This window comes from Pseudomonas frederiksbergensis (assembly GCF_001952935.1).
GTDB classification, from domain to species: Bacteria; Pseudomonadota; Gammaproteobacteria; order Pseudomonadales; family Pseudomonadaceae; genus Aquipseudomonas; species Aquipseudomonas frederiksbergensis.
On the sequence record NZ_CP018319.1, the window covers coordinates 3367874 to 3380901 of the forward strand.

Here is a 13028-nt window from a genome sequence, read left to right on the forward strand (position 1 = left end):
AAGATTGTAGAATAGCGCGCCTCAGACACACGAACGCAGCGATGCGAACGGGTCGAAGAGGTGAAGCAAGCTTCACAGTTGTAAATTGAAATATGTAGTTCCGTGATAGCTCAGTCGGTAGAGCAAATGACTGTTAATCATTGGGTCCCAGGTTCGAGTCCTGGTCACGGAGCCAATTTCAAGCCGGGGTATAGCGCAGTCCGGTAGCGCGCCTGCTTTGGGAGCAGGATGTCAGGAGTTCGAATCCCCTTACCCCGACCATTTTTGGGTCGTTAGCTCAGTTGGTAGAGCAGTTGGCTTTTAACCAATTGGTCGTAGGTTCGAATCCCACACGACCCACCATTTTTGAAACCAGTTCACGCTGGGATCAGATCTTAAGATCAGAGGCCAAAAGCACTGATCGAAGAAGGCGACTTTTTAAAGGTCGCCTTTTTATTACCGGGGTATAGCGCAGTCCGGTAGCGCGCCTGCTTTGGGAGCAGGATGTCAGGAGTTCGAATCCCCTTACCCCGACCATATTAAAAATCCTCGTATCGAAAGATACGGGGATTTTTTTTTGCCTTCGAAAAATGTTCCAGATGCAAAAAAGCCGCGCTTCTCGACGGAAAAGCGCGGCCTGGTTCTCGGCGGATTAGGCGCCGTCTTGGTCTTTCAAGTGCTCGAACAGGCCTTTTGGCATTTTCTTGCCATTTGCTTCGTAGTTGGCTTTCACGTTATCGAATGCCTCTTGCTCGTCGATGAAGCCGTCATGGTTGGTGTCGATCTTGTCGAAATTGGATTTCGGCGCAACTTTCTGGAATTCGGCACGGGATACCTTGCCGTCATCATCCGTGTCGGTTTTTGCCATCGAGGCATCGCCACACTTGCCCTCGCCACATTTCCCTTCAGGAGTCTTCACGACCTGTTCGGCCGAGGCCAGCAGGTAGCCCTGAGTCAGTGGTTGCGCGGCGAACACAGAACCGGACAACATCATGCCTCCGGCCAAAACAGCGCCGAGAAAACCGATAGTGTTTTTGGTGGTACGGGACATTTCAATACTCCTGGGTTGCACGACACAACCGTTCGATAAAGGACGCCACGCAAGTGCGGCGATAACCGTAGCTGGCGGTAGCCTTGCTCGGGAGTGGCCATTTAGCGGGCGTGGTGTATCGCTACTGTGTCGCGCAAGGGGGAGTTTGTATGCGAAGGGGAAGAAACGGCGGGGGAGATACAGTGAGACACAGATCTACAAGGTAATGAATAACAATGTGGGAGCGGGCTTGCTCGCGAAGGGGGCATAACATTCAACATCTCTATTGACTGTCATACCGCCTTCGCGAGCAAGCCCGCTCCCACAGTGGATTGTGTTAGTGAAGTTTGAGCCGTGGCTCAGTCCCGCGCCCGATCTTGCTCCCCAACATCAACATCGCCGTACGAAACGCGCCATACAACGCCATCTGGTGCATGCGATACAGCGACACGTAAAACATCCGCGCCAGCCAGCCTTCAAGCATCACGCTGCCGGTGAGGTTGCCCATCAAGTTACCCACAGCCGAAAAACGCGACAGCGAGATCAGTGAGCCGTAGTCGGTGTATTTGTACGCCGGCAGAGATTTGCCTTCGATTCGCAGCTTCAGCGATTTGGCCAGCAACGAAGCTTGCTGATGCGCAGCCTGGGCGCGCGGCGGCACATTGCGATCGGTGCCCGGCTGCGGGCACGCCGCGCAGTCACCGAAGGCGAAGATGTTCTCGTCGCGGGTGGTTTGCAGGGTCGGCAGCACCTGCAGCTGATTGATCCGGTTGGTTTCCAGGCCATCGATGTCCTTGAGGAAACCCGGTGCACGAATCCCGGCCGCCCAGACTTTCAGGCTGGCGTTGATGACTTTGCCATCGGCGGTAATCAGGCTGTCGGCCGTCACTTCACTGACGGCGGCATTGGTCATGACGTTGACCCCGAGTTTCTCCAGGGTTTTATGCACAGGGCCGCCGATACGTTCCGGCAGCGCTGGCAGTACCCGCGGCCCGGCTTCGATCAAGGTGATGTGCATGTTCTCCGGTTTGATCCGGTCCAGGCCGTAAGCCGCGAGTTCGTGGGCGGCGTTGTGCAGTTCGGCGGCCAGTTCGACCCCGGTGGCACCGGCGCCGACGATGGCCACGCTGATCTGCTCGACCTTGTCGGTCTGTCCGGCGTGTGCTCGCAGGTAGTGGTTGAGCAATTGCTGGTGGAAGCGCTCGGCCTGTTTGCGGGTGTCGAGGAACAGGCAGTGTTGCGCCGCGCCCTGTGTCCCGAAATCGTTGGTGGTGCTACCGACCGCGATCACCAGCGAGTCGTAACCCACTTCGCGCGCCGGGACCAGTTCAATGCCGGCTTCGTCGTAGGTAGCGGCCAGCTGGATTTTTTTCTGTGCGCGATCAAGCCCGCTCATGCGCCCCAGCTGGAACTCGAAGTGGTTCCATTTTGCCTGGGCAACATAGTTGAGTTCGTCTTCGGAAGAGTTCAGGGAGCCTGCCGCCACTTCGTGTAACAGCGGTTTCCAGATGTGGGTCAGGTTCGCGTCGACCAGCATTACACTGGCCGTGCCGCGCTTGCCCAGAGTCTTACCCAGACGGGTAGCCAACTCCAGACCGCCGGCGCCGCCGCCAACGATGACAATACGATGAGTCATGGGGATATCTCGCAAGGCTAAAAGAAATCGGTGCAGTCAACCGAGCGAGCGCGATGCAGCTCATAGCGTCAGGTAACTGATAAGTCGGCTCAACAGGCCTAAACCAATGGTCACTGCCAACACCACCACCAGGAGCATCCACGGCCGGAAAGGCCGGCGCTCGACTTGGTGCTGGGACAGTTGCAGGTACTCTTCGACATGCTTTTGGTCGTCGGGGTTCAGGCGGCTGGTCATATTGGGCCTCGTCAGGGGTAGACGTAGCTGAATGTGTAGAAGCTACAGGCTGATTTAACGAACGTTGAACGGAGCATAGCCGCTGTCAGGAACGGGCTCGACGCTCACCGTATCGTCCAGGCGAATGATTCCACTTTGTAACACCCGGGCGGTGATTCCGCCATGTCCGCGAACGGCCTGAAAGGTCCCGGGACCGAGGTTGTTCTCGAGACGGGCGCAGGGTTGGCACCAGCCAGTGGTTTCGAAAATCGCCTGGCCAATCCTGAAGCGCCGACCCTTGAGACTGAAGAGATTGATGCCGCTGATAACGAGGTTGCGTCGCAAATCATTAGGTAATACCGGTTTATCTTCCGGCCGGCCCATCAGTGAGTTGATCACCGCCAGATGCTCCCATTGGATCAGCGTCACTTGCCGTGCATTGCGTACGCCGGGACGTGCGTGATCACCGGTCAATCCGGCTTCGAGCCGCGCCTCCACGGCATCGAGTTCGATCATTTGAGAACGTGATTGCGGCCGCACGCCGATCCAGCGAACGCGACCGGTTTGCGGCACTTCGGCAATCAGTTCCTGCAATGGACTCACAGGCTGATCCCGACGTCGAAAACAATGCTGCGACCCAGGTTGCTGCGCAGAAAGTCCGGGGCATCCGGGTGAGCGAACAGCACACGGGCGAAGGTCGGGCCGACCAGCGACAACGAGCGCCAGCCTTGGCGCAGGTATTCGGTTGGTGGCGGGAAATGGCTGTTGAGGTCCAGCACTTCGCGCTTGAGGCTGGCGAAGGCGATGATGTCCAGTTCGCCCAGGTCCATGCCGCGTTCTTTGTAGTTGTGGGCTTTTTTGCGCAAGGTTGGCGCGAGCCTGAGCAAGAACTCATTGGCCGGAATGCGCCGGGGCTTGGCCTCGCGGCGCACCAGCGAACTCAGGGAAAACGCACTGCGCCGGCGTTGCAGCTCATCGCGCCATTCGTCGTTGAGGCGTCGGCCCTCATCGAGCACGAAAAACACTTCGAAACTGGCGTCACGAAAAAGCACGTCCGGCGGCTCCCCGGCCGGGGCGAATTCGTCGGCGCGATAGGGAATGTTCAGGCCTTGCAGCAGGCGCTGGCAGACCCAACGCTCACGCTCCCATTTGCGGGCATTGGACAGGAACGCGTTGGCTTGCTCGGCCGCAATGGTCAGCAGGCGTAAATAATCTGAGTCATCCATAAGCCCAAGCTTAGCGTTCAAATGTGATCGCAAAAAAGACAATTTGTCGTAGAGGGCAAAGTCTGCCCGATCTTCGTCGCGCTATTGCCGGCCTCAATCCTGATTCAGCGCCTGTTTCAGGGCATTGCACAAAACGGATAGCGATCTGCGCAAAGCGGATATTGCCCCGCGCCTGGCGCCTCTACCCTCGGCTGTACGGACGTTAGCCGTGTTGCCGACGCTCTTAAAAAAATAACAACAAGAGATAAATGCCATGCGCAAGATCGACGTACATGCGGTTATCGACAACGCTCGATTCAACCGCTTTCACTGGATGGTGCTGTTCTGGTGTGCCCTGATCATCATTTTTGACGGTTACGATTTGGTGATCTACGGCGTGGTGCTGCCGATGCTGATGAAAGAGTGGGGGCTCAGTCCTCTGCAAGCGGGCGCACTGGGCAGCTATGCGTTGTTCGGCATGATGTTCGGCGCGCTGTTTTTCGGCCCGCTGTCGGACAGGATCGGTCGCAAAAAAGCCATCACGATCTGCGTGATGCTGTTCAGCGGTTTCACCGTGCTCAATGGTTTTGCCCGCAACCCCACCGAATTTGGTCTCTGCCGGTTCATTGCCGGGCTGGGCATTGGCGGGGTGATGCCCAACGTGGTGGCGCTGATGAACGAGTACGCGCCGAAGAAAATTCGCAGCACGCTGGTGGCGATCATGTTCAGCGGCTATTCGGTCGGCGGCATGCTCTCGGCGGGGCTCGGTATCGTGCTGATCCCGAGTTTTGGCTGGCAATCGGTGTTTTACGTAGCGGTGCTGCCGTTGCTGTTGTTGCCGTTGATCATGTACTTCCTGCCCGAGTCGGTGGGTTTCATGCTGCGCCAGGGGCGCAATGAAGAGGCGCGCAACGTCCTGCAGCGAATTGACCCGGCGTACGTCGCGCAAACCAGCGATCAGTTGCACATGAGTGAAGTGAAGGGCACTGGCACGCCGGTGTTGCAACTGTTTCGCGAAGGTCGTGCACTGCGCACGCTGATGTTGTGGCTGGCGTTTTTCTGCTGCTTGCTGATGGTCTACGCCTTGAGTTCCTGGCTGCCAAAACTGATGGCCAACGCCGGTTACAGCCTGGGCTCGAGTCTGTCGTTCCTGCTGGTGCTCAACTTCGGTGCCATTTTCGGCGCGGTGGGCGGCGGTGTGCTGGGAGACAAACTCAACCTGCCGCGGGTGTTGGCGGTGTTCTTCGCCGTGGCTGCGGTGTCGATCACCTTGCTGGGCTTCAACAGTCCGATGCCGCTGTTGTACCTGCTGATCGCCATTGCCGGCGCCACCACCATTGGCTCGCAGATTCTGTTGTACGCCTGCGCCGCGCAGTTCTACTCAATGACCATTCGCTCCACCGGTTTGGGCTGGGCCTCGGGCATCGGGCGCAACGGTGCCATCGTCGGACCGCTGCTGGGCGGTGCCTTGCTCGGGATCAGCCTGCCGCTGCAACTGAACTTCATGGCATTCGCCTTGCCCGGTGCGGTGGCCGCGATTGCCATGACCGTGTTCGCCATCAGCAGTCGGCGCAGTGCCCAACAAAAGTTGCCGGGTATCCATGGATCGCCTGACGGGGCTGTCGGCGAGGCTTCATGAAAAGCTTATTCCAGGACTTTTCCCTGTCTGCGGCCGTGGCCGGATTTATCGCCACGGTGATTTCCTACGCAGGCCCGTTGGTGATCATCTTTCAGGCTGCCGAGACTGCGCACCTCTCGCGGGAGGTGCTGTCTTCCTGGGTTTGGGCGATTTCCATCGGCAGCGCCGTGCTCGGAATCGGTTTGAGCCTGCGTTACCGCGTGCCGGTGATCATCGCGTGGTCAGCGCCGGGTTCGGCGTTGCTGGTGGCGCTGTTGCCGGGGATCTCCATGCCGGAGGCAGTAGGCGCGTATCTGGTCAGCAGCCTGATTATCTTTCTGGTCGGAGTCTCGGGGGCGTTTGACCGGATCATCGGCAAACTGCCCGCGGCGATTGCGGCAGCGATGCTCGCGGGGATCCTGTTCAGCTTCGGCACCGGGTTGTTCGTCTCGTTGCAGGGCAAGCCGTTGCTGGTGCTGGCGATGTTCGCCACGTACCTGGTCTGCAAACGGCTGATACCGCGGTATGCGGTGTTGATGGTGCTGCTGGTGGGTTGCTCGATGGCTTTTCTCGCCGGTGATTTGCACAGCGAGGCGTTGGTGATCGGGTTGGCCACGCCGGTGTGGATCACACCGACGTTCAGCCTGAGCGCGACCCTGAATATCGCCTTGCCGCTGGTGATGGTGGCGCTGACCGGCCAGTTCGTTCCCGGCATGGCGGTGCTGCGCGCCAGCGGTTACCCAACGCCGGCCGGCCCGATCATCGCCAGCAGTGCGGTGGGCACGGCGCTGTTGGCGCCGTTCGGTTGCCATGGGCTGAATCTGGCAGCCATCACCGCGGCGATTTGTACCGGGCGCGAAGCCCATGAAGATCCCGGCAAACGCTATGTGGCCGGGGTTGTGGGCGGGCTGTGTTACCTGGTGCTGGGGATTTTCGGCGCCACCCTGGTTTCACTGTTTTCGGCGTTCCCCAAAGAACTGATCGCGGCCCTGGCCGGGCTGGCGCTGTTCGCCGCGATTGCCGGGGCGTTGGCCGGCGCAATGGCCGTGCCGAGTGATCGCGAAGCCGCGTTGGTGACTTTTCTGACCACCGCCTCGGGCATGTCGTTGTTGGGTTTGTCCGCTGCTTTTTGGGGGCTGATTTTCGGCATGGTCACCCACGTGTTGCTGAACGCCCGTCGTCCCGCTCCCCGCAGCAAATCCGCTGCGACTGAAGCACTTCAACCTGTCGATCAATAAAAACAAGAGAAAAACGATGAAACAGATTCTTCCAACAACCGGTTCCGTGTTGTCCATGGCGGTCGTCTCCAGTTTCTCCGCCGGTGCGATGGCGGCCGAGGGCGGCTTCATCGAAGACACCACCGCCACCTTGCAAGCACGCAATTACTACTTCAGCCGGGACTTTTCCGACATCGTCGGGGCCAACCAACAATCGAAAGCCGAAGAGTGGGCGCAGGGCTTCATCCTCAACGTCAAATCCGGTTATACCCAAGGCCCCGTCGGATTTGGTGTGGATGTTATTGGCCTGCTCGGCCTCAAACTCGACAGCAGCCCGGACCGGGTCAACACCGGTTTGCTGCCGGTGCAGGATGACGGGCGCGCGGCGGATGATTACAGCCGTCTGGAAGGCGCGTTAAAAGTGCGATTCTCCAAAACCGAATTGAAGGTGGGTGAACTGCAACCGAACCTGCCGGTGCTGGCTTTCAGCGATATCCGTTTGCTGCCGCCCAGCTATCAGGGCGCGAGCGTCAGCTCGAACGAGATCAACGGCCTGACCGTACAAGGTGGCCACTTGAACTCGACCAGCCTGCGCAACGAGGCCGGCGACGAAAAGATGCAAGCCATGCTCGGTCATGTGCCGAAGCGTCAGGTCAGCAGTGATGGTTTCAACTTTGCTGGCGCCGATTACGCCTTCAACGATAAACGCAGCTCGGTCAGCGCCTGGTTCGGGCAGCTTGAGGATATCTACAACCAACGCTTTCTCGGCCTCAAGCACAGCGAGCCGTTCGGTAACTGGATCCTGGGCGCCAACCTTGGTTATTACGATTCGCGCGAAGACGGCAAAAAGCTGCTGGGCAACATAGACAACCAGGCGTTTTTCTCCTTGCTGTCGGCCAAGCGTGGCGGGCACACGTTCTATGTCGGCTATCAGGGCATGTACGGCGACAGCGCCTTCCCGCGAGTGTTTGCCAACATCAGCCCTCTGGGTAACGAAGTGCCAACCTACGAGTTCGCCTACACCGATGAGCGCTCCTGGCAGGTGCGTTACGACTACGATTTCGCCGCCCTCGGCGTGCCGGGGCTGACCAGCACCGTGCGCTACATCACCGGCAACAATGTCGATACCGGCAAAGGGTTCGAGGGCAAGGACCGCGAGCGCGATCTGGACATCGGCTATGTGCTGCAGAGCGGCAGCCTCAAAGGCCTCGGGATCCGTGTGCGCAACGCGATGGCGCGTTCCAACTACCGTAGCGATATCGACGAAAACCGCTTGATCCTCAGCTACACCTGGACGCTGCTATAAGAGCCAGATCAACAGCTCCCGACACCCACTGATCGTTCCCACGCTCTGCGTGGGAATGCATCCCGTGACGCTCCGCGTCACCCCTGCGCAGGACTCGAGCCTTGTGTCGACAGCGGAACGCGGAGCGTCCCCGGCGGCATTCCCACGCAGAGCGTGGGAACGATCAACACGCGCAGGCGTTGAGGAAACAGGCCGGCCGGTAGGCCGCCTCGCTTTGCTTTTGCGGTGTACGCCCCATTGAGAGGCCAAGCGCAGGTTCTGCGCAGTGGGCAACCCGGCACGGATGCCCCCCCAACCTTAAGTGACTTTCTCAAAGCCGAACTACCCAAGCTGTTCGCTGAACACGAGGCGGTGATGAACGATCCACGGCATTGGACCTGAAGTGCCGGTTACGTCATCCCCATCCAGTTCGGCAGGACCAGAAACGCATTGGCTCGGCGGACAAGAGGTGTCCAGACAGGGCTAGTACTTCCAGAAAACCGGGATGAACAGCACCAGAACGGTGAGGATTTCCAGTCTTCCCAGCAGCATGCCAAAGGTCAGCAGCCATTTGGCGGCATCGGGCAGTGTGGAGAAGTTGCCTGCCGGGCCAATGATCGAACCAAGGCCCGGTCCCACGTTGCAGACCGCGGTAGCCGCGCCACTCAATGCCGTGGTCCAGTCCAGGCCGATGAGCGCCAACCCCATGGCGATGGCCCCGATGGTGATGGTGAAAAAGAATGAAAACGTCAGGAGTGAGCGGGCGATATCTTCATCGATCGGGCGATTGTTGTATTTCTTCTGGATGACGGCGCGAGGATGAATCAGTTGTTTCAGGCTGCCCATGAGCAAGGCGCCAGCCACTTGAAAACGGAAGATTTTAAGACCGCCGGCAGTGGAGCCGGAGCAGCCGCCGACAAAGGTCAGATAAAAAAACAGCAACACGGAGAAGCTGCCCCATAACGTGTAATCCCCTAGCGCCACGCCGGTCGTCGTGACCACCGACGTCACGTTGACCGCCACGATCCGAAACGCGTCCCACCAGCCGTACTCGCTGTTCAAGCACAGCCAGGTGCCGAACAGCAGCCAGGTGATGAGCAAAAAACCAATGAAGCCGCGTACCTGATGATCGTTGAACAAGGCCTGTTTGTTTCCGCGCACCATGCTCACATACAGGGCAAAAGGCAGGCTGCCCAAAATCATGACAACCACCGACACCCAATGAATGGCCGGTTGCGTCCAGTGCGCCAGAGAAGCATCGGAGGTGGAAAAACCTCCTGTGGAAATCAACGCCATTGCATGATTGACGGCTTCGAACGGCGTCATTCCGGCTATCCACAGGGCCAGCGTGGAAACAGCGGTAAGCCCGACATACAGCCCCAGAATATATTTGGCGGCGACATGGGAGCGAGGTGTGACCTTCTCCGACCAGTCGGATGATTCGGTCTGGAACAGGCGCATCCCCCCGACCCGCAATAGCGGCAGGATGGCCACGGCCATGCCGATGAAGCCGATTCCGCCCAGCCAATGCAGCATTGAACGCCAAATCAGCAATCCGGGAGAGGCAGTGTCCAGGCCGGTCAGAATGGTCGATCCGGTGGTGGTGATACCGGACATCGTTTCAAAAAACGCGTCGGTGTAGCTGATTTGCTGGATAAAGACCATGGGTAACGCGGCAAACATGCAAACGACCACCCAACTGGCCGTGGTCAGCATGTACATATCGCGGGGACGCAACTGAGCGTTTTCAGGACGTCCCTTGTTAATCAGCAGCAGCCCGGACACCATCGTGATCACAATTGACCACCCAAAGGCTGACATCTCATCGTTGCGTTCGTAGATCACCAGCGTGAGCAGCGGTATCGCCATACTCACTGCGAGCGTGATCAGAAAAATACCCAGGATGAAACCGATAAACCGCAAAACCGCAATGGACATAGATAACGCCTGTCTTGTTAGCGCCGCGCAGTATCGACCGGCTTGCCATTTTGTCTCGTAAAGTTTGCGTAACTTTTTTCTTTCCCTGGATTCTCTGCGCGCCCGGCTGGAAGTGCGATACGGCCAGTCATAAACGCCGGTATAGACTCATAGCTATCACGACGGGAGAGACGCGTGAAATATAGAACAATGTTGCTGCTCAGTCGTTTGCTTGCGCGGGGCCCGGCGTCCAGGAAGGCGCGCCCATGATCGGCGCCGAGTTGCTGTCAGCGCAAAGCCTTGCGGTTGGCTGGCTGATATACGTGCCGGCAGTGATTTGGGCTGTCTGTCGAGCACCGTGGGTCGAACTGTTCAGCGACAGTCGCCGCCAGCATCTGTTGTTCGGCACGGTGTTCGCGTTGTTCTTGCTCTGGCTGGTGCGGCAAGACTTCGACACCGGCGTGTCCTATCACTTTATCGGCATGACCGCCGTGACCCTGTTGCTCGACTGGCCGCTGGCGATTGTCGGCGGGTTGGTCGCGCAAGCGGGACTGGTGCTGCTCGGGCGCCAGGATCTGGCGGCGATGGGGGTCAACGGTGCGCTGCTGATTCTGCTGCCGGTGCTGGTCACCGAATGCTGCGCGATCCTGGTGGAGCGAGCGCAGCCGCGTAATCCCTTTGTGTATATCTTCGTGTCCGGTTTCTTTGCTGCGGCGTTGTCGGCGTTGCTGTGCCTGCTTCTGGCGCTGTGGTTGCTGTGGTTCGACGAACGTTTCGCCATGCCCTATTGGCTGGAGGATTTTGTCGGTTATCTGTGGCTGCTGATCTTTCCGGAAGCGTTCATCAACGGCATGGTCGTCAGCGCGTTGGTGGTGTTTTGCCCCGAGTGGCTGGAGACGTTCAATCGCACGCGCTACCTTTCAGCGCCCTGGAAAGACGACGATCCCAAATCTTGATCCATATCAAAGGCAAAAATCGCCCGCGAATCCATGCTCTGGAAAACCTTCAGGAGCATCGAAATGAGTGTCTACGAGTGGGCAAGGCAGGAGTTGCGTCAAAGTCTGGATGGGGCGCAGGAGGTAGGCTTTGATCCGGGGTTGAGCCTGCGTGCCTTGCTCAGTGCAGTGGTGCAACAGAGCAAGGCAGTGCGCAGTGTCGAAGACCTGGCCGATGAGTTGCGTTTTCTTGCGGAAAACCTCGATGACAGCCAGGACTACGGTTTTATGCGACCTTGAAGATCAGTGACGCGGCTCGAAGTCTTCGCTGAACAGGTCGTCTTCGGCATCCGGGCTGACCGGAATCTTGTGTTCTTCCGAGGCCCATGCCCCGAGGTCGATCAATTTGCAGCGATCCGAACAGAACGGCCGGTTGACGTTGCTGGCGACCCATTCGACAGGGGCGCCACAGGTTGGGCAATTGACGGTTGGGGTCTGGCTCATGACTGGCCTCCACGCAAAGTAAGGTAAAAGTGATGCAGGCGTTCGACCTCGCTGTGCAGCCAGGCGAGGTCGCGGTCGTTGACCACCACATCGTCGGCATGGCTCACGCGGTCCTGGCGGCTGGACTGGGCCTTGAGGATCGCCTGGACCTGTTGCTCGCTGGTCTGGTCACGCTGCAGGGTGCGCTCAATCTGTAGTTGTTCCGGGGCATCGATCACCAGGACTCGTTGGGTCATGGCGTACTGCCCGGACTCGATCAGCAATGGCGAAACCAGAATCGCGTAAGGCGATTGTGCCTTGGCCAGATGCTCGGCGATTTCCTTGGCGATCAGCGGATGCAGCAACGCTTCGAGCCAGCGGCGTTCCTCTGGCACTTCGAAGATCAGTTTGCGCAACGCCGCGCGATCCAGTTGCCCGTCGGCTTGCAATACGCCGGGGCCAAAGTGTTCGGCGATCCTGGCCAGCGCCGGGCGCCCCGGCTCTACCACCCAGCGCGCCGCGTGATCGGCGTCCACAACGTGTACGCCCAGGTCGATGAAGTGCTGGGCCGCCGCGCTTTTGCCGCTGCCGATGCCGCCGGTCAGGCCGAGAATCCAGGGTTTTTCCACAGGGGTATTCATTTCAAACCGACAAACTGCCAATAGAAGCCGGTTATTTGACCACCCCAGAGCAAGGCAATCCAGCCGGCAATTGCCAGATAGGGTCCGAAGGGTATCGGCGTGGAGGTTTTCGCGTTGCGCAACCGCAGCAAAATCACGCCGACAACGGCGCCCACCATCGACGATAACAGGATGGTCAGTGGCAGGATCTGCCAGCCACCCCAGGCGCCGAACATCGCCAGCAACTTGAAATCACCGTGGCCCATGCCTTCCTTGCCGGTGATCAGCTTGAACAGCCAGAACACCGACCATAACGCCAAATAGCCGGCCACCGCGCCCCACAAAGCATCATGCAAGGGCACGAACAGCGCGAAGCTGTTGACGATCAGCCCCAGCCATATCAGCGGCAGCACCAGCACGTCCGGCAGCAGTTGGTGCTCGGCGTCGATCAGGCTCATGGCCAGCAACCCCCAGCTCAGGAGCAGCGTCATGCAAGCCTGCCAGCCGAAACCGAAATGCCAGGCGATAAACGCCGAAAGCAGACCGCAGGCCAGTTCGGTCAGTGGGTAGCGTTTGCTGATGGCTGCCGTGCAGTTCGAGCATCGCCCCCGCAAGAACAGATAACTGAGCAGCGGAATATTTTCCCAGGCACGGATTCGATGGCCGCAATGGGGGCACTGGGAGTGGGGCAGCATCAGGTTGAAGGTCGGCAGCGGTGTTTCGCCTGGCAAACCCAGCACTTCACGAGCCTCCTCACGCCATTCGCGGTCAAGCATTTTTGGCAGGCGCCAGACCACCACGTTGAGGAAACTGCCCATCAGCAGGCCGACCAACATGGCTGCAATCACGAAGGACAACGGGTGGAGGGTCAGAATGTCGTTCAAGGGCAT

Annotated in this window: 14 protein-coding genes and 4 tRNA genes; 9 read left to right on the top strand and 9 right to left on the bottom strand. The window is 58.8% G+C overall.

Translation table 11 applies throughout. The features are described from left to right. The first annotated feature begins 99 nt into the window (after positions 1 to 99). The 4 genes from PFAS1_RS15605 (at position 100) to PFAS1_RS15620 (ending at position 516) form a co-directional block, all read left to right on the top strand. A tRNA-Asn gene (locus PFAS1_RS15605) sits at positions 100 to 175 on the top strand. 9 nt (positions 176 to 184) lie between these two features. Beyond that, positions 185 to 261: transfer RNA gene (locus PFAS1_RS15610), tRNA-Pro, on the top strand. A 5-nt stretch (positions 262 to 266) separates the two neighbouring features. Further along, positions 267 to 342, top strand: a tRNA-Lys gene (locus PFAS1_RS15615). Positions 343 to 439: 97 nt separating this feature from the next. After that, positions 440 to 516: transfer RNA gene (locus PFAS1_RS15620), tRNA-Pro, on the top strand. Between the two features lie 115 nt (positions 517 to 631). Here the strand turns inward: PFAS1_RS15620 and PFAS1_RS15625 are convergent. The 5 genes from PFAS1_RS15625 to PFAS1_RS15645 form a co-directional block, all read right to left on the bottom strand. After that, positions 632 to 1030 (bottom strand): HvfA family oxazolone/thioamide-modified RiPP metallophore, encoded by a 399-nt coding sequence (locus tag PFAS1_RS15625; protein WP_076029709.1) that lies wholly within the window; start codon positions 1028 to 1030, stop codon positions 632 to 634. A 316-nt stretch (positions 1031 to 1346) separates the two neighbouring features. Beyond that, positions 1347 to 2645: an NAD(P)/FAD-dependent oxidoreductase gene (locus tag PFAS1_RS15630; protein ID WP_076029710.1), complete on the bottom strand. Its 1299-nt coding sequence runs from the start codon at positions 2643 to 2645 to the stop codon at positions 1347 to 1349. Positions 2646 to 2705: 60 nt separating this feature from the next. Next, entirely contained in the window at positions 2706 to 2879 is a 174-nt protein-coding gene (locus tag PFAS1_RS15635; RefSeq protein ID WP_008154890.1) for a DUF3094 domain-containing protein, read from the bottom strand. A 54-nt stretch (positions 2880 to 2933) separates the two neighbouring features. Beyond that, on the bottom strand, positions 2934 to 3461 hold the full coding sequence (locus PFAS1_RS15640) for an MOSC domain-containing protein (RefSeq protein ID WP_076029711.1): 528 nt from the start codon (positions 3459 to 3461) through the stop codon (positions 2934 to 2936). Further along, positions 3458 to 4084 carry a DUF1780 domain-containing protein gene (locus tag PFAS1_RS15645; RefSeq protein WP_008154887.1) on the bottom strand — a complete coding sequence of 209 codons (627 nt, stop codon included), beginning with the start codon at positions 4082 to 4084 and terminating at the stop codon, positions 3458 to 3460. The genes PFAS1_RS15640 and PFAS1_RS15645 overlap by 4 nt, the downstream gene beginning before the upstream one ends. 253 nt (positions 4085 to 4337) lie before the next feature. Here PFAS1_RS15645 and PFAS1_RS15650 point away from each other — a divergent pair, with 253 nt between their 5' ends. The 3 genes from PFAS1_RS15650 to PFAS1_RS15660 are packed head-to-tail and all read left to right on the top strand — an operon-like array spanning position 4338 to position 8204. Beyond that, a complete protein-coding gene (locus PFAS1_RS15650; protein ID WP_076029712.1) occupies positions 4338 to 5702 on the top strand; it encodes an aromatic acid/H+ symport family MFS transporter in 1365 nt (454 codons plus the stop codon). Then, the gene (locus PFAS1_RS15655) at positions 5699 to 6919 is read left to right on the top strand and encodes a benzoate/H(+) symporter BenE family transporter (RefSeq protein ID WP_076029713.1); all 1221 of its coding nucleotides are present in this window, start codon (positions 5699 to 5701) and stop codon (positions 6917 to 6919) included. Before PFAS1_RS15650 ends, PFAS1_RS15655 begins: the two co-directional genes overlap by 4 nt. A 16-nt stretch (positions 6920 to 6935) precedes the next feature. Then, positions 6936 to 8204 (top strand): OprD family porin, encoded by a 1269-nt coding sequence (locus PFAS1_RS15660; RefSeq protein ID WP_076029714.1) that lies wholly within the window; start codon positions 6936 to 6938, stop codon positions 8202 to 8204. A 462-nt stretch (positions 8205 to 8666) separates the two neighbouring features. On the opposite strand, the gene PFAS1_RS15665 is transcribed toward PFAS1_RS15660, so the two are convergent. Then, on the bottom strand, positions 8667 to 10121 hold the full coding sequence (locus PFAS1_RS15665; RefSeq protein ID WP_076029715.1) for a TrkH family potassium uptake protein: 1455 nt from the start codon (positions 10119 to 10121) through the stop codon (positions 8667 to 8669). A 245-nt stretch (positions 10122 to 10366) separates the two neighbouring features. Between PFAS1_RS15665 and PFAS1_RS15670 the strand changes: the two genes are divergently transcribed. Together PFAS1_RS15670 and PFAS1_RS15675 are read left to right on the top strand one after the other, a co-directional pair. After that, a complete protein-coding gene (locus tag PFAS1_RS15670; RefSeq protein ID WP_074870976.1) occupies positions 10367 to 11056 on the top strand; it encodes an energy-coupling factor ABC transporter permease in 690 nt (229 codons plus the stop codon). A 63-nt stretch (positions 11057 to 11119) separates the two neighbouring features. Further along, a complete protein-coding gene (locus PFAS1_RS15675; RefSeq protein WP_008153324.1) occupies positions 11120 to 11335 on the top strand; it encodes a hypothetical protein in 216 nt (71 codons plus the stop codon). 3 nt (positions 11336 to 11338) lie between these two features. Here the strand turns inward: PFAS1_RS15675 and yacG are convergent, their stop codons facing one another. Genes yacG through PFAS1_RS15690 form a run of 3 tightly spaced genes read right to left on the bottom strand, consistent with a single transcriptional unit; the run spans position 11339 to position 13028 of the window. Beyond that, positions 11339 to 11539, bottom strand: coding sequence for a DNA gyrase inhibitor YacG (gene yacG, locus PFAS1_RS15680; RefSeq protein ID WP_008153323.1), 201 nt, complete (start codon positions 11537 to 11539; stop codon positions 11339 to 11341). Further along, entirely contained in the window at positions 11536 to 12159 is a 624-nt protein-coding gene (gene coaE / locus PFAS1_RS15685) for a dephospho-CoA kinase (RefSeq protein WP_074870974.1), read from the bottom strand. The genes yacG and coaE overlap by 4 nt, the downstream gene beginning before the upstream one ends. Then, on the bottom strand, positions 12156 to 13028 hold the full coding sequence (locus PFAS1_RS15690; protein WP_076029716.1) for a prepilin peptidase: 873 nt from the start codon (positions 13026 to 13028) through the stop codon (positions 12156 to 12158). The genes coaE and PFAS1_RS15690 overlap by 4 nt, the downstream gene beginning before the upstream one ends.